Annotated in this window: 14 protein-coding genes and 1 pseudogene; 14 read left to right on the forward strand and 1 reads right to left on the reverse strand. The window is 65.7% G+C overall.

What is annotated here, in order from left to right; all coding sequences use genetic code 11:
• Positions 1 to 140: 140 nt before the first annotated feature.
• The 14 genes and pseudogenes from U5A67_RS08855 to U5A67_RS08920 form a co-directional block, all read left to right on the forward strand.
• Positions 141 to 560, forward strand: a pseudogene (locus U5A67_RS08855) (hypothetical protein); the annotation flags it as partial.
• Between the two features lie 76 nt (positions 561 to 636).
• The gene (locus tag U5A67_RS08860; RefSeq protein WP_205983028.1) at positions 637 to 1440 is read left to right on the forward strand and encodes an endonuclease/exonuclease/phosphatase family protein; all 804 of its coding nucleotides are present in this window, start codon (positions 637 to 639) and stop codon (positions 1438 to 1440) included.
• A gap of 174 nt (positions 1441 to 1614) precedes the next feature.
• Complete coding sequence (locus tag U5A67_RS08865; RefSeq protein ID WP_321813757.1) at positions 1615 to 2265, forward strand: LysE family translocator; 651 nt, start codon at positions 1615 to 1617, stop codon at positions 2263 to 2265.
• Between the two features lie 561 nt (positions 2266 to 2826).
• Positions 2827 to 3597: a ferredoxin--NADP reductase gene (locus tag U5A67_RS08870; protein WP_027815827.1), complete on the forward strand. Its 771-nt coding sequence runs from the start codon at positions 2827 to 2829 to the stop codon at positions 3595 to 3597.
• Between the two features lie 469 nt (positions 3598 to 4066).
• Entirely contained in the window at positions 4067 to 5089 is a 1023-nt protein-coding gene (locus tag U5A67_RS08875) for a sensor histidine kinase (RefSeq protein WP_321813758.1), read from the forward strand.
• On the forward strand, positions 5086 to 5742 hold the full coding sequence (gene rqpR, locus U5A67_RS08880; protein ID WP_205983033.1) for a response regulator transcription factor RqpR: 657 nt from the start codon (positions 5086 to 5088) through the stop codon (positions 5740 to 5742). Before U5A67_RS08875 ends, rqpR begins: the two co-directional genes overlap by 4 nt.
• A 319-nt stretch (positions 5743 to 6061) precedes the next feature.
• Entirely contained in the window at positions 6062 to 7468 is a 1407-nt protein-coding gene (locus tag U5A67_RS08885) for an amino acid permease (protein ID WP_205983034.1), read from the forward strand.
• Between the two features lie 360 nt (positions 7469 to 7828).
• Entirely contained in the window at positions 7829 to 8341 is a 513-nt protein-coding gene (locus tag U5A67_RS08890) for a (2Fe-2S)-binding protein (RefSeq protein ID WP_321813759.1), read from the forward strand.
• Positions 8342 to 8354: 13 nt separating this feature from the next.
• On the forward strand, positions 8355 to 10751 hold the full coding sequence (locus U5A67_RS08895; RefSeq protein WP_321813760.1) for a xanthine dehydrogenase family protein molybdopterin-binding subunit: 2397 nt from the start codon (positions 8355 to 8357) through the stop codon (positions 10749 to 10751).
• A gap of 13 nt (positions 10752 to 10764) precedes the next feature.
• Positions 10765 to 11565 carry a xanthine dehydrogenase family protein subunit M gene (locus tag U5A67_RS08900; protein WP_321813761.1) on the forward strand — a complete coding sequence of 267 codons (801 nt, stop codon included), beginning with the start codon at positions 10765 to 10767 and terminating at the stop codon, positions 11563 to 11565.
• A gap of 96 nt (positions 11566 to 11661) precedes the next feature.
• Entirely contained in the window at positions 11662 to 12549 is an 888-nt protein-coding gene (locus U5A67_RS08905) for an AAA family ATPase (RefSeq protein ID WP_205983038.1), read from the forward strand.
• A gap of 5 nt (positions 12550 to 12554) precedes the next feature.
• Entirely contained in the window at positions 12555 to 13838 is a 1284-nt protein-coding gene (locus U5A67_RS08910) for a VWA domain-containing protein (protein ID WP_321813762.1), read from the forward strand.
• Positions 13829 to 14410, forward strand: coding sequence for a CoxG family protein (locus tag U5A67_RS08915; protein ID WP_205983040.1), 582 nt, complete (start codon positions 13829 to 13831; stop codon positions 14408 to 14410). The genes U5A67_RS08910 and U5A67_RS08915 overlap by 10 nt, the downstream gene beginning before the upstream one ends.
• Positions 14383 to 15405: an XdhC family protein gene (locus U5A67_RS08920; RefSeq protein ID WP_321813763.1), complete on the forward strand. Its 1023-nt coding sequence runs from the start codon at positions 14383 to 14385 to the stop codon at positions 15403 to 15405. The genes U5A67_RS08915 and U5A67_RS08920 overlap by 28 nt, the downstream gene beginning before the upstream one ends.
• A gap of 109 nt (positions 15406 to 15514) precedes the next feature.
• On the opposite strand, the gene U5A67_RS08925 is transcribed toward U5A67_RS08920, so the two are convergent.
• Entirely contained in the window at positions 15515 to 15655 is a 141-nt protein-coding gene (locus U5A67_RS08925; RefSeq protein WP_205983042.1) for an MFS transporter small subunit, read from the reverse strand.
• Positions 15656 to 15663 lie beyond the last annotated feature (8 nt).

A 15663-nucleotide genomic window follows, 5' to 3' on the forward strand; every position in this document is an offset into this window, starting at 1 on the left:
CCTCGGCGCCCGTCGGCAAACCGAATGGATTCACCGATGCCGCCGCCAGCGCGGCGCTCGCGAAAGCGGCCTCGCAGACTCAGGCTGCACGGCCGGCATCGGCGCCAGTCGCCGTTGCGCCCGACGGCACGCCGCCCTCGGTCCATTGGACGCTGCAGGTGATGCGCGACGGCCAGCAGATCGATACGTTCGACGGCACCACCACCGTCGGCCAGGCGCGCACGGATACGCACCACAAGGTCGTCTCGCATAACGTCGGCTGCAAGGATCAACCGGCGGGCAGCATCGACCTGCAACGCACCATCACCGTTTCGCCCTTGCAGGCGAGCGCGAGCGACACGCTGATGCAGATCGAGGCGCAGGAAACGCTGGAAAACCCCGCCGCGCCCAAAACCACCGACGGCTGCAAGCTGCCGCCGCAACCGCGCCAGGTGGGCGCGAGCCATCCGGGGCTGAATCTGCCGGCTGGCCAGTGGGTCAACTGGACCATCGTGGACAAGGACCCGACGATCGTCTACCGCGTGCGGGCGAGTCTCGCGCCGCCCTCGGCGCAGCCTTGATGCGCGCCTGGCATCGGCGCGGAATCGCCCTGAAACCGTCGTAAAAAAACCGTCGTAAGAACCTGCCGTAACCAGCATGCGAAATTTCGAACAACCTCTGATCGACCTGGACCCGGCTCATACCGGGGACTTCGTCGCGGTGAGCTGGAACCTGCACAAGGGCCGCTCGCCGCTCGGTTTTCAGGCCTGGGAAGCGATGCGGCGCTGGGTGCAATCCACCCATGCCGATGCCTGGTTTCTCCAGGAAGCAATGGCGCGGCGCCTGCCGCAGCCGTTGTTGTCATCGACATTCGGCGCGCCGCTGGGCGACCCCATCGAAGATGTCTGGCAATGCCAGGCGACGGAAATCGCCCACGCGCTCGACTTGCAGATCGCGCTCGGGCCGAACGTTTTCAAACCTTCGTGGCGGCACGGCAACGCGATTCTTTCGCCGCATCCGCTCGATCTGGGCGGCCGCTGGGATATCTCGGCGCACCGGTTCGAGCGGCGCGGCCTGCTGGTTGCGCGCGCAAGTTTCGCGGGCCAGTCGGTCACGCTGCTGTGCGCGCACCTCGCGCTCACGCGCAGCGCACGCATGCGGCAGATGACGTGGATCGCGCACTGGATCGCCAAGGAAGCGCCGGACGGCCCGCTCGTGCTCGCGGGCGACTTCAACGACTGGCGCAACGATTCCGTGCCGCTTTTCGCCGAACACGGCCTGCAGGAAGTGGCCACGCTGCTGGGCGAACCCGCGCGCACCTTCCCGGCGTTTTCGCCCGCGCTCGCGCTCGACAAGATGTTCGTGCGCGGTCTCAAACCGGTCGAGCTGATCCAGCCCGCGCAGGAAACTGCGTGGCTGTCCGATCACTTGCCGTATATGGCGCGGCTGCGGCTCGAATAAGGGCCTGAGGCGCGCGCAACGCGGCGCCGAAAACATCGGCAGGACACCGATGCAATGACGCGTGGATTTGCACGTGTTATTGCACGCACAGGGGCTCGCGCCGCGCTACCATGTCGCGTCGCGCGCCTCGAACGGCGCGTTTCTTTGCAGCCCGCCATTTCAACGCCCGCCGCCATGCACCACCTCGCCACGCTGCTTCAGATCGCCGTCGTCTACGCCTTCGCGCTCATCAGTCCGGGACCGAATTTTTTCATGGTGACGCAGCTTTCGCTGGCCGGGCGGCGCGGGCTGGGTATCGCTTCGGCGTTCGGCGTGGGCGCGGGTTCGACGCTATGGGCCGCGCTTGCGATGCTCGGCTTCGCCGCCGTGCTGCAGCAGATCGACTGGCTTTATCAGGGTGTGCGCGCGGCGGGCGCGCTGTATCTGCTGTGGTTCGGCCTCAAGCTGCTGCGCTCGGGCGTGCGCAAGGACCCGGCTGAAACGCATGCACCGGAAGCACCCGTGACGCCGCTCCCGCCGCCCGATCGCCGCAGCTGGCTGCGCACGTGGCGCGCGGGCTTTCTCACCTGCCTGACCAATCCGAAGTCCTGCGTGTTCTGGACCAGCGTGTTCGCCGCGGTGTTTCCCGCCCATCCGCCTACGTGGTTCTATGGCGCGGCGCTCGCGCTGGTCGCGTCGATGTCGTTCGGCTGGCATGCGAGCCTCGCGCTGCTGTTCGCCGATCAGCGCACGCAGCGCGGCTACAAGCGCCTGCGCCGCCCCATCGACGCGTTTTGCGGCACCGCGCTGATCGGCCTCGCGGCCAAACTCGCCGCCGATCGCTGAAGCTACGAAACGGTGAAGCGATCGTCGCCGCAACAGCGAAAGCGGCGGTAAAACGCCGCGCAACGCGCACTGTAGTGGCCTCGACAGCAGGGTCTATGCTGCGGTCTGACAGACCTTCCGGTATCATCTAGGCCGAAGAATTGCATTAAATCGCCGGTGTGCGTCGATATTCGGGTACCGATCCGATCACGATTGCACGCCGTTTGCGGCCAGCGCGCCCTGTCACGGCGCCGCCTCCCAGCCGACGCCAGCGATCCCCGTCACGCCCCGCGTGCGGGCGCCAGCAGAACGCCTCGCCCATGGCTTGGCCCTCTTCCCCTTTCGACGCGGCGGCGCCCACGAGGCGCGCTCGCGGTAAAATGGCGGATTGCGCCTCGTTCGCCTTCGCGCGACTGGCCGGCGACCAATGGGTATCACGGCGGGTACAACGGCGGGGTACATCGGCGGGCGCATGGCGGCAAACCGCGCGCCGCGCATCGTCAGGACCGCCCGTCATGCCTCGCATGTACGGCCGGAAGGAACGCCCCGTTTGGCGGACCTTGTTTCGCACCTTCAGGAACCATGAGCAAATTCACCGAAGAAACCGTTCTGAGCGTCCACCACTGGACCGACACGCTTTTCAGCTTCACGTGCACGCGCGACCAGGCCCTGCGTTTTGACAACGGCCAGTTCACCATGGTCGGCCTCGAAGTGGACGGCAAGCCGCTGATGCGCGCGTACTCGCTCGCCAGCGCGAACTACGAAGAGCATCTCGAATTCCTCAGCATCAAGGTGCCGGACGGCCCGCTCACGTCGCGCCTGCAGCATCTGAAGGTCGGCGACAAGGTTCTGATCGGCAAGAAGCCCGTCGGTACGCTGGTCGCGGACAACCTGCTGCCCGGCAAGGTCCTGTGGATGCTGTCGACCGGCACGGGCCTCGCCCCGTTCATGTCGATCATCAAGGACCCGGACATTTACGACCGTTTCGACAAGATCGTCCTCACGCATACCTGCCGTTTCGTCGATGAACTCGCGTACAAGGAATTCATCACCGAAGAACTGCGCGAGCATGAGTATCTGGGCGAGATCGTGCGCGAAAAGCTGGTCTACTACCCGACCGTCACGCGCGAAGTGTTCGACAACCGCGGCCGTATCACCGAACTGATCGACACCGGCAAGCTGTTCACGGACCTCGACCTGCCCGGCTTCACGCCCGAGCGCGACCGCATCATGCTGTGCGGCAGCACGCACATGCTGCGCGACACGGTCGAACTGCTCGAAAAGGCCGGCCTGAAGGAAGGCAGCAACAACGAGCCGGGTCATTACGTGATCGAAAAGGCCTTCGTTGGCTAAATCGGGCGGCTAACTGGGATAACCTCAGACCACCGCCTTACAGAGTGTTTTCGGCTGACGCCGACCCCAAAAACCGGAGCCATGCGCTCCGGTTTTTTTTCGCGGCTTGCACGCCACACTGCGACATGAAATGATGCACAGCGGTTACATTTTTCGCGGAATTCAAGTAAGTTGCTTGTCAGTGTTTTTCCTACAAAAACGCCGGATGCCGACCTCATCCAGGCTCTCAGGGTTGCGCCGCTAAGCCTTGTCCCGACTGAATGTTTTCCGTTTTTGGGATAATATCGCGGCGCAGCATTAGTCATACCGTAAGGCCTGGTGGTATCAGTGCCAGGTTGTTACCGTATGTAAATTTCGTTACGCTGCGCCGTGCCGTAAGACCACGCCGGCGCTTCGCCGCGCTGGCCTGAACAGCGCTGGCAGAAGAACAGCAGGAAACCGATTCCTTATTGGGATTAACGGGGGATTGATGGATACGTCGACTCACGCCGCGTTCGACGCGCGCCCGCCTCGTGCGGACGCGACCGCTACGCGCACTGCACAGGCAGCCGGCGGACTTTCCTTCCTCGCGGACGCCGAAGGCGCGCGCGCGGCGCTCGACGCCATCTCGCGCGTGCAGCGGCAGATCGTCGCAGCGGGCGCCGCCCGTGTTCATGCCGACGAAGCCGCCCGCCGCCGCCTCGCACGCGAACTGCACGACAGCGTCGGCGCCGAACTCGCCGCTACGCGCTTCGCGTTAGCAAACGTTCAAACGTGGCTGCCCGCCGATGCCTCGCCGCAATGCGCGCAGGCACTCGCACTGGTGGTGCGCTCGCTCGACGCGGCCGCCGAAGCCGTGCGCCACGTGCTCGACGGCCTGCACGCCCCCGAACTCGACGAAGGACTGGCGACCGCACTCGCGAACTGGACGCGCGGTTTTGGCGCGCGCACGGGTCTCGCGGCCAGCTTCAGCGTTCGCGCCTCTTCCGGTCACTACGGCCGGGGCTTCAGCGCCGAAGACAAGGAACGCCTCGCCCACCTGCCCGACGAAGCCGCGCTCGCGATCTTCCGCGTGGCGCAGGAAGCGCTCACTAACGTCGCGCGCCACGCCCAGGCGTCGCGCGTCGAAGTGCGGCTCGCCTGCACGCCCTACGCCCTCGTGCTCAGCGTGATCGACGATGGCATCGGCCTGTCGCGCGAAGCGGCGCGACGCGCCAAGAAGCAGAGCGGCCAGCGCGAAGAAAGCGCGCCCTGCGCCGAAGACGGCATCAACCGGCGCGGCGCCTATGGCATCGCCGGCATGCGCGAACGTTGCGCGGCCTTTGGCGGCGCGCTGCGCGCCATGGCCAACCCGCTCGCCGCCGATGCCGCGCCCGAAGCGCGCGAGCGCCCCGGCACGACCGTGGAAGCGCGCTTCTTCTGGGACACGCTGCTCGCGCGCGCAAACGCCGACGTCGCCTCGAATCTCAGCACGAACATCGGCCCGAACCTCGCCAAAGGCATTCACTCATGACCCTGCGCATCCTGCTCGTCGACGATCATGCCGTGGTGCGCCAGGGCGTGCGCCAGTTGCTGCTCGACCGCGGCATCGCCAGCGAAGTGATCGAAGCCCAGACCGGCGCGGAAGCGCTCACCGCCATCGCCAAACACGCCTGCGACGTGGCGCTGCTCGACATCTCGCTGCCCGACATGAGCGGCATCGAAGTCCTCAAGCGCGCGAAGAAAAAGGCGCCGCGCGTGCCGGTGCTGATGTTCTCGATGTATCGCGAAGACCAGTACGCCGTGCGCGCGCTCAAGGCGGGCGCATCGGGCTATCTGTCGAAGACCGTCGATGCCGCGCAGATGACCGCCGCCATCCAGCAGGTCGCGAGCGGCCGCAAATACGTGAGCCCGGCGATGGCCGAAGCGCTCGCCGATTACGTGCTGATCGACGGCGAACAACTGCCGCACGAAAAGCTCTCCGACCGCGAATACCAGACGCTGTGCATGCTCGCCTCGGGCAAACGTCTGACCGATATCGCGCATACGCTGTCGCTTTCGGTGAAGACGGTGAGCGTGTACCGCACGCGCCTGCTCGAAAAGATGAAGCTCGCCAATAACGCGGAGCTGACCTTCTACGTCATGAGCAACCAGCTCATCGATCTCTCGCCCGCGCCGGCCGTTTGAGCGCCGCGCCGGTCCAGCCGGCGCACCAAGGTCACTAAGGCCACTAAGGCGGCCTTCTCGCCACAAGCCCTTGATGTAGAAATACATTTCGCCGATAGCGACGCGCGCAGGCAAGGTTTGCGCGCGCCGAAGCCGCTTTGCGGCGGAATCGACCGCCCAATCCGACGCCGAACCGGTCCATTCCGACCCGAATCGGCCTGAATCAATCAGGTTGAAAGCTGCGATCGGCTAAAATTATGGGTTTCCCCCGACATACGGCACGCGAGGCGCGATGCATTCGATCGCCCGCCCGCGCGTTACACCTGGAGTTCCCCGCCAAATGTCCCTCTTTCGCAAGAAAAACGTCGAACACATGCTGCAGGCAAGCGCCAAGGGCGCCGGCCTGAAGAAGGCGCTCGGCGCATTGGACCTTACCTTTCTCGGCATCGGCGCGATTATCGGCACCGGTATTTTCGTGCTGACCGGCACGGGCGCGGTGCAAGCCGGCCCCGCGCTGATGGTCTCGTTCCTGATCGCCGCCGTGGCCTGCTGTTTCGCCGCGCTTTCGTATGCCGAATTCGCCTCGACGATTCCCGTCGCCGGTTCGATCTACACCTATTCGTATGCCACGCTCGGCGAAGTGATCGCCTGGATCATCGGCTGGGATCTGATGCTCGAATACGGTCTCGCCAGCTCGGCGGTGTCGGTGGGCTGGTCGGGCTATCTGCAGTCGCTGCTGTCCGGCTTCGGCGTCACGCTACCCGCTGCGCTCACCGCCGCGCCCGGCGCGCTGCCCGGCGTGCACACGCTCTTCAACCTGCCCGCCTTCCTCGTGATGATGGGGATCACCGCGCTGCTGTCGATCGGTGTGCGCGAGTCCACCCGCATCAACAACATCATGGTCGCGATCAAGGTCACGGTCGTGCTGCTGGTGATCGCCGTGGGCGCATTCCACGTCACGCCCGCGAACTGGCACCCGTTCATGCCGCACGGCTGGAACGGCGTGTTTGGCGCGGCGGCGGTGATGTTCTTCGCGTTTATCGGCTTCGATGCGGTGTCCTCGGCCGCCGAAGAAGTGAAGAGCCCGAAGCGCGATCTGCCGGTCGGCATCATCGCTTCGCTGGCTGTGTGCGCGGTGCTGTATGTGTCGGTGGCCGCGGTCGTCACGGGCATCGTGCCGTGGCAGCAGTTCGCCAACATCGGCCACCCGGTTTCGTACGCCCTGCAAGTCGCGGGCGAAAAATGGGTCGCGGGCTTCATCGATCTGGGCGCCGTGCTGGGCATGCTCACCGTGATTCTGGTGATGAGCTACGGCCAGACCCGCATCATCTTCGCGATGTCGCGTGACGGTCTGCTGCCGGCGAAGCTCTCGAAGGTGCATCCGCGCTTTGCCACGCCGTTCTTCACAACCTGGCTCGTGGGCATTTTCTTCGGCCTGATCGGCGCGCTGGTGCCGCTGAACGTGCTCGCCGAACTGATCAACATCGGCACGCTCGCGGCGTTCTCGATGGTCTCGGTCGCCGTGCTCGTGCTGCGCAAGACGCACCCGAACCTGCCGCGCGCCTTCCGCTGCCCGGGCGTGCCCGTGGTGCCGGTTCTCGCGGTGGCGTCGTGCCTGTTCCTGATGCTCAATCTCGCGTGGCTCACGTGGGTCGCGTTCATGGTGTGGCTGGTGATCGGCCTCGCGATCTACTTCCTGTATTCGCGCCGTCACGCGCATCTGGCGCGCGCGCCGCAGGATCGCTAAAGCGCACACGCCAGCACGTAGTTTTCGCTGCACTGCAACGGCCCGCACGGTTTTCCGGCGGGCCGTTTTCGTTTGGATTCGCGCGTGAAAGAGCGCTTGAAAGAACGCGCAAAAGAGCGTGTGAAAGCCGGGTACAAGCCCGCGCAGCGCAGATCGGCAAAGTGTGCTTTACTGATCGAGCCTTATCGCAATATCCCTCGCACTACGCAAAAAAGCTCCAGGCATTACTGAACAGCAACGCACCAGCAGGGGCGCGGGCCCAGGCCGGTGTCTCTATCCCCCATTACCTTGGATGGGACCGGAGTTTCGCGCATCGCTCATCGAGGCGACGCTCTCCGGCCGACACAGGAGACAAAGTCCATGTCGATCAGTCTCAGCCTGACGGTCAACGGCAAGCCCGTAACCGCCCAGATCGAACCCCACACCTTACTGGTCCAGTTCCTGCGCGAGCAGATGCGGCTCACGGGCACGCACGTCGGCTGCGACACCGCGCAGTGCGGCGCCTGCACCGTCCATCTGAACGGCCGCGCGGTCAAGTCGTGCAACACGCTCGCCGTGCAGTGCGAAGGCATGGCCGTGACGACCATCGAAGGACTCGCGGCAGAGCACGGCAATGGCAACGGCGCAATGCATCCGATGCAGGCCGCGTTCCGCGAATGCCACGGCCTGCAGTGCGGCTTCTGTACGCCCGGCATGGTGATGAGCGCGACGGCGCTCGCCACCGACAAACCCGGCCTGACCGAAGCCGATGTGCGCGCGAATCTCGACGGCAATCTGTGCCGCTGTACGGGCTATCACAACATCGTAAAGGCCGTGCTCGCAGGCGCAGAAGGCATGCAGGCCGCCGCCGCGCAACCCGCCGCTGCGGCATAACGGGGAGACGGCCATGAACGCACCCGACTCCCCGGCGCCGCATATGATCGGCGCGTCGATCAAGCGCAAGGAAGACTATCGCTTCCTCACCGGCGCAGGCCAGTACACCGACGACGTCGTGCTGCCCTCCCAGAGCTACGCCGTATTCGTGCGCTCGCCGCACGCTCACGCGCGCATCCGAAGTATCGATACCCACGCCGCCCAAGCCGCGCCTGGCGTCGTGGCGGTGTTCACCGGCGCGGATCTCGCCGCTGAAAACGTGGGCGGCCTGCCGTGCGGCTGGCTGATCCACAGCATCGACGGCACGCCGATGCACGAACCGCCGCATCCGGTGATCGCGCACGAGAAAGCGCTGCATGTCGGCGATCAGGTGGCGCTCGTGATCGCCGAATCGCTCAAGCAGGCGAAGGATGCCGCCGAACTCGTCGAAGTCGATTACGAAGAACTGCCCGCTTCGATCGACACGGCTCACGCAGGCGACGACGGCCAGCCGCTCGTGCACGACGCCGTGCCGAACAACACCTGCTACACCTGGGGCCACGGCGACAAAGCCGCCACCGACGCCGCCTTCGCCCAGGCCGCGCACGTCACCACGCTCGACATCGTCAACAACCGGCTCGTGCCGAACGCCATCGAGCCGCGCGCCGTCAACGCGAGCTACACGCAGCACGACGACAGCTACACGGTCTACGTGGCGAACCAGAACCCCCACGTCGAACGTCTGCTGATGGCCGCGTTCGTGCTCGCGCTGCCGGAAACGAAGCTGCGCATCGTCGCGCCCGATGTGGGCGGCGGCTTCGGCTCGAAGATTTTTCTCTACGCCGAAGACGTGGCGCTCACGTGGGCATCGAAGAAAATCCGCCGTCCGGTGAAGTGGACCGCAGAACGTTCGGAATCCTTTGTTTCCGATGCACACGGCCGCGACCACGTGACGAAAGCCGAACTCGCGCTCGACAAGGACGGCAAGTTCCTCGCCATGCGCGTGCACACCACGGCGAACATGGGCGCTTATCTGTCGACGTTTGCGTCGAGCGTGCCGACCATCCTCTACGCGACCTTGCTCGCCGGCCAGTACACAACGCCCGCGATCTACGCCGAAGTGAAGGCCGTGTTCACCAACACCGTGCCAGTGGACGCGTATCGCGGCGCGGGCCGCCCCGAAGCGACTTACGTGGTCGAACGCCTGGTGGAAACCGCCGCGCGCGAACTGAATATCGATCCCGCCGAACTGCGCCGCCGCAACTTCATCACGACCTTCCCTTACGCCACGCCCGTGGGCCTCACCTACGATATCGGCGATTACGAAGCCTGCCTGTCGCGCTCGCTCGAACTCGCCGATGTCAAAGGCTTCCCCGCGCGCCGCGACGAATCGAAGGCGCGCGGCATGCTGCGCGGCCTCGGCTACTCGTGCTACATCGAAGCGTGCGGGCTCGCGCCGTCGAATATCGCGGGCGCGCTGGGCGCGCGTGCGGGTCTGTTCGAAGCGGGCGAGATCCGCGTGAATCCCACCGGTTCGGTGACCGTGTTCACCGGCTCGCACAGTCATGGCCAGGGACACGAAACCACCTTCGCACAAGTGGTTTCCGAGCGTCTTGGCGTGCCGATCGAGCAGATCGACATCGTGCACGGCGACACCGCACGCATTCCGTTCGGCATGGGCACGTATGGCTCGCGCTCGATTGCCGTGGGGGGATCGGCGATCATGAAAGCGCTCGACAAGATCGAGGCGAAGGCGAAGAAAATCGCCGCGCACATGCTCGAAGCGGGCGTCGAAGATATCGAGTTCGCCAACGGCGTGTTTCGCGTCGCGGGCACCGACCGCACGAAGAGCTTCGCCGAGATTTCGCTTGCGGCTTACGTGCCGCACAACTATCCGCTGGAAACGCTCGAACCGGGCCTCGACGAAAGCGCGTTCTACGATCCGACCAATTTCACCTATCCGTCGGGCGCGTATATCTGCGAAGTCGAAATCGATCCCGATACCGGCGAAACGCGCATCCAGCGCTTCACGGCCGTGGACGACTTCGGCAATGTCATCAATCCGATGATCGTCGAAGGTCAGGTGCATGGCGGTCTTGGCCAGGGCATCGGTCAGGCGATGCTGGAGCGCTGCGTCTACGACAACGAGAGCGGCCAGTTGCTCTCCGGCTCGTATATGGACTACGCAATGCCGCATGCGTCCGATGTGCCGTCGTTCACCGTGGAGACCGCGAAGGGCACGCCCTGCACGCACAATCCGCTCGGCGTGAAGGGTTGCGGCGAGGCGGGAGCGATCGGTTCGCCACCGGCTGTCATCAACGCGATTCTGGATGCGCTCGCGCCGCTCGGCGTGAAGGACATGCAGATGCCGGCGACGCCGCACCGTGTATGGCAGGCGATTCAAACGGCGAAATCTGCCGGTCAACCTTGAGCGGAGGCGCACCATGTACTCGTTCGACTACCAGCGCGCCAGCGACGCGCAAGGCGCGGTAAAAACGCTCGCGGCCGACACCGAAGCGAAGATCCTCGCAGGCGGACAAAGCCTGCTCGCGGCGATGAAACTGCGCCTCGCGCAGCCTTCGACGCTTGTGGACGTCACGCGCATTCCCGAGCTGAAAACCATTCAGGTGGACAGCAAGGTCGTGAAGATCGGCGCTGCCGTCTGTCATGCCGACGTGGCCGCGAACGCGCAGATCATCGCCACGCTGCCGGGCCTCGCGCAGCTTGCGGGGCAGATTGGCGACCGCCAGGTGCGCGCGCTCGGCACGATCGGCGGCTCGCTCGCCAACGACGATCCCGCCGCCGATTACCCCGCCGCCGTGCTCGGCCTGAACGCAACGGTCGTGACCGACCGCCGCCGCATCGCCGCCGACGACTTTTTCCTCGGCATGTACGAAACCGCGCTCGAACCCGACGAGCTGATCGTGGCCGTCGAGTTTCCGGTGCCGCAACGTTCTGCGTACGAGAAGTTCCGCAATCCGGCTTCGCATTTCGCGTTGACGGGCGTGTTCGTCGCGCAGCTTGCGGATGGCGGCGTGCGGGTGGCGGTGACGGGCGCGGCGTCATCGGTGTTTCGTGCGACGGCGCTGGAAGACGCGCTCAAGGCGAGCTTTATGCCCGCCGCGGCGCGCGCGGTGAGCATCGCCGCCAACGACCTCAACACCGATCTGCATGCAAGCGCCGACTATCGCGCGCATCTGATCCCCGTGTTGACGGCGCGCGCGGTGACGAAGGCGCTCGGCTAGTTCGCGATCGCTCGCGCTGCCCGCGCTCGCCGGCCGACCGGCGCAGCGCGGGCGGCCGCGCTTTCACGCGCTTTCACGCAAACCAACAGGCACGTCATGCTCCCCGCCACCATCGACGACACGCTCGCGCAACTCGAAGCGCAGCGCTATTTCGCCAGCCGCGAACTGGCGACTGCGCTGTTTCTCGCGCTCAGGATGGAGCGTCCGCTCTTTCTCGAAGGCGAACCGGGCGTGGGCAAAACCGAACTCGCCAAAGCCGCCGCCGCGCTCGCGGGCACGACGCTGCTGCGTCTGCAATGTTATGAAGGCCTCGACACGGCCAGCGCGCTTTACGAATGGGACTATCCGCGTCAGATCATGGCACTGCGTCTGGCCGAATCCGCGGGAGAAAAGCCCCGCAGCGACACACTCTATCGCGACGAATTTTTGCTCAAACGCCCGCTTTTACAGGCGCTGGAAAGCGATCCGCACAATCCCGGCGCGCGCCGCGTGCTGTTGATCGACGAAATCGATCGCGCCGATGAACCGTTCGAAGCCTTCCTGCTCGAACTTCTTTCGGACTTCCAGGTATCGATTCCCGAATACGGCACGGTGCGCGCGAACGTGCCGCCGCTCGTGATCGTCACGTCGAACCGCACGCGCGAAGTGCACGATGCGCTCAAGCGGCGCTGCCTGTATCAATGGCTCGGCTATCCCGATCGCGAGCGCGAACTGGCGATCGTCGCCGCGCGCGCGCCGCAAACGAGCCTTGAATTGCAGCGTCGCGCCGTGGCGTTCGTGCATCAGCTGCGCACGATGGATCTGTTCAAGGCGCCCGGCATCGCCGAAACGATCGACTGGTGCCGCGCGCTTTCCGCGCTCGCGGTGACGGAACTCGATCCGCAATCGGTGCAGGACACGCTGGGCGTGCTGCTCAAGTATCAGGACGATCTCGCGCAACTCGACTCGCAGCGGATCGCCAGCACGCTCGCGCTCGCGGAGTAACGCCGATGCCGACCACGCCGACCCGCGCGAACGAAAACGAAAACGCCAAGGCCAACGCCCCGCCCATGCTCGCGCGCAACGTCGTGCATTTCGTGCGCGTGCTGCGCGGCGCGGGCCTGCCGATGGCGAGCGCGCGCGCCGTCGATGCACTCGATGCGCTCAGTCATATCGACCTCGCACGCCGCGACGATGTGCGCGCCGCGCTCGCCGCCGTACTCACCGCCGCGCCCGACGAACGTGAACTGTTCGACGCCGCCTTCGCGCTGTTCTGGCGCGACCCCGACTGGGAAAACAAGCTGCGCGCGCTGCTGCTGCCGAAGGTGCAAGGCGGCCTGCCGCCGCCGCGCCGCAATAATCGCCTCGCCGATGCACTCGCCGCGCGTCCCGCCACGCGTGCGGGCGCCAAACCGCCCGCCAGCCACGAAGAACACGAGTTGCGCGCGCACGCGACCTTCAGCGCCGAAGAACGCCTGCGTCAACGCGATTTCGACACGCTCAGCGCCGACGAATGGCGCACGCTGCGCCACTTGATCCGCGCGCGCCGTCTGCCGCTGGCGAGCGCGCCTACACGCCGCCTGAAGGCCGCTTCGCACGGCACGCACGCCGATCTGCGCGCAAGCGCGCGTCAGGCCGTGCGCGCGGGCGGCGACTGGACCGTGTGGAAATACCGCGCGCGCGTCGAGCGCAAATTGCCGCTCGTGCTGCTGCTCGACATTTCCGGCTCGATGAGCAGTTACTCGCGCGCGGTGCTCTACTTCTGCCACGCGCTGCTGCAATCGCGCGAACGCCTGCAGGTGTTTCTGTTCGGCACGCGTCTCACGCACGCCACGCGCGCCTTGCGCGAACGCGATCCCGATGTCGCGCTCGCGCAGCTCGGCGCGCAGGTGGCGGACTGGTCGGGCGGCACGCGCATCGGCGAAACGCTCGGGCAGTTCAATCGCCGCTGGGCGCGTCGCGTCCTGGGCGGGCGCGCCACTGCGCTGCTCGTCACCGATGGGCTCGATCACGATCCGGGCGGCGCGCTCGGCGACGAAATGGCGCGGCTGCATCGCTTTGCGCATCGCGTGGTGTGGCTCAATCCGCTGCTGCGTTATGGCGGTTTCTCGCCGAAAGCGCGCGGCGTGCAGGCGATGCTGCCGCACGTCGACGCGCATTACCCCGTTCACAACCTCGAATGCCTCGAAGCGTTCGGACGCAGCCTGCGGGAGGCGCCGCCGGGCCGCGCCGTCGCGCCCCGCGGCGCGGACGTCACGCATCCCAAAGCGCAAGGAGCGATACGATGGAGCTGACCGAAAGCCACACTTTGCCGGTGCCGCAGCAGCGCGCCTGGGAAGCGCTCAACGATACGGCGATACTTAAAGTGTGTATTCCAGGATGCGAGAGCATCGAAGCCGACGGCGAAAACACTTATGCTGTCGCCCTGACCGCTGCTGTCGGCCCCGTGAAGGCGCGCTTTAAGGGCCGCATGCAGCTCGCCGATATCGACGCGCCGCGCAGCTACACGATCCAGTTCGAGGGCCAGGGCGGCGCGGCGGGCTTCGGCAAGGGCGATGCGCGCGTGACGCTCGAACCCGCCGGCGACGACGCCACCACGCTGCATTACACCGCCAGCGCGCAGGTCGGCGGCAAGCTCGCGCAGATCGGCTCGCGGCTCGTGGACGGCGCCGCGCGCAAGATCGCCACGGAGTTTTTCAAACGCTTCGGCGAGCAGCTTGGCGCGGGCGATGCAGCCGCGCCGCCAGACACGTCCGACGCCACGGACACGACAGAATCACCCGCCGCGGAAGGCAGCGAAGCCGCCGACGGCGATGAACCGCAAAAAAGGAAACGATCATGGACAGCGTGGATCTCGAAGTCCTGAAATCCAGCGTACGCTGGCTCGAGGAAGGCCACCGCGCCCTGCTGGTGACGGTGGTGAAGACCTGGGGCTCGTCGCCGCGCCCGGAAGGCGCGATGCTCGTTGTGCGCGACGACGGCCTCGTGGTGGGCTCGGTGTCGGGCGGCTGTATCGAGGACGATCTGATCGACCGCGTGCGCCGCGAAGGCATTCACATCGTCAAGCCCGAAGCCGTGAAATACGGCATCACCGCCGAGGAAGCGCATCGCTTCGGCCTGCCTTGCGGCGGCACGATCCAGCTCGTGCTGGAACCGCTCACGCCGGCATCCGGCGTCCGCACGCTGCTGGAAACGGTCGAGCGCGGCCAACTGGTTGCGCGCACACTCGATGTCGCCTCGGGGCGCGCCACGCTCGGGCCGGCCAGCGCCACCGATGGCATCGATTTCGACGGCGAGCGTCTGCTCACGATTCACGGTCCGCGTTACCGCATGCTGGTGATCGGCGCGGGGCAGCTCTCGCGCTATCTCTGCCAGATTGCCGTGGGGCTCGATTATCAGGTGACCGTGTGCGACCCGCGCGAGGAATACACCGATACCTGGAACGTGCCCGGCACCGCGCTCGTGCGCACCATGCCCGACGACACCGTGCTCGACATGAAGCTCGACGAGCGTTGCGCGGTGATCGCGCTCACGCACGATCCCAAGCTCGACGATCTTGCGCTGATGGAAGCGCTCAAGACGCGCGCGTTCTACGTGGGCGCGCTCGGGTCGCGGCGCAATAACGCGGCGCGGCGCGAACGTCTCAAGGAATTCGATTTGAGCGATGCCGAACTCGCGCGCCTGCATGGGCCGGTGGGCATTTATATCGGCAGCCGCACGCCGCCGGAAATCGCCGTGTCGATTCTCGCGGAAGTCACGGCGGCGAAGAATGGCGTGTCGCTGCCGACCATCCTCAAGGTCGAAGGCGCGAAGGCCGCGCGCGAGCAGGCGGCGAGCGTCGGTTCGAGTTGCGGCGTTTAATCGACCAGATTAATCGACCGCACATGGAAAACGGGCCGCAGCGTAATGCTAGCGGCCCGTCTTTTTAGCGCCTTAAACAAGCGCTATTCGCTTCTGTACGACTACGCGATCAGCCAAACAGCTTCATGGCCTGCGCGAGCGTATTGGTCACGCCCCACACGAGCGGCACCACCACGTAGAGCCAGAACACCGCCATCAGCACCTTGTTCGATGGCTTCGGCGTTGCGACTGCGTTGCTTGCATTCGTCATGATCTGCG

The organism is Paraburkholderia sp. J69-1, from assembly GCF_905220255.1.
Classification (GTDB): domain Bacteria; phylum Pseudomonadota; class Gammaproteobacteria; order Burkholderiales; family Burkholderiaceae; genus Paraburkholderia.

Coding starts and splice junctions, on each gene's coding strand:
- U5A67_RS08875 (WP_321813758.1), top strand. CDS start 4,067: ATGGATACGTCGACTCACGCCGCGTTCGACGCGCGCCCGCCTCGTGCG.
- U5A67_RS08860 (WP_205983028.1), top strand. CDS start 637: ATGCGAAATTTCGAACAACCTCTGATCGACCTGGACCCGGCTCATACC.
- U5A67_RS08900 (WP_321813761.1), top strand. CDS start 10,765: ATGTACTCGTTCGACTACCAGCGCGCCAGCGACGCGCAAGGCGCGGTA.
- U5A67_RS08905 (WP_205983038.1), top strand. CDS start 11,662: ATGCTCCCCGCCACCATCGACGACACGCTCGCGCAACTCGAAGCGCAG.
- rqpR (WP_205983033.1), top strand. CDS start 5,086: ATGACCCTGCGCATCCTGCTCGTCGACGATCATGCCGTGGTGCGCCAG.
- U5A67_RS08925 (WP_205983042.1), bottom strand. CDS start 15,655: ATGACGAATGCAAGCAACGCAGTCGCAACGCCGAAGCCATCGAACAAG.
- U5A67_RS08865 (WP_321813757.1), top strand. CDS start 1,615: ATGCACCACCTCGCCACGCTGCTTCAGATCGCCGTCGTCTACGCCTTC.
- U5A67_RS08915 (WP_205983040.1), top strand. CDS start 13,829: ATGGAGCTGACCGAAAGCCACACTTTGCCGGTGCCGCAGCAGCGCGCC.
- U5A67_RS08890 (WP_321813759.1), top strand. CDS start 7,829: ATGTCGATCAGTCTCAGCCTGACGGTCAACGGCAAGCCCGTAACCGCC.
- U5A67_RS08895 (WP_321813760.1), top strand. CDS start 8,355: ATGAACGCACCCGACTCCCCGGCGCCGCATATGATCGGCGCGTCGATC.
- U5A67_RS08870 (WP_027815827.1), top strand. CDS start 2,827: ATGAGCAAATTCACCGAAGAAACCGTTCTGAGCGTCCACCACTGGACC.
- U5A67_RS08920 (WP_321813763.1), top strand. CDS start 14,383: ATGGACAGCGTGGATCTCGAAGTCCTGAAATCCAGCGTACGCTGGCTC.
- U5A67_RS08885 (WP_205983034.1), top strand. CDS start 6,062: ATGTCCCTCTTTCGCAAGAAAAACGTCGAACACATGCTGCAGGCAAGC.
- U5A67_RS08910 (WP_321813762.1), top strand. CDS start 12,555: ATGCCGACCACGCCGACCCGCGCGAACGAAAACGAAAACGCCAAGGCC.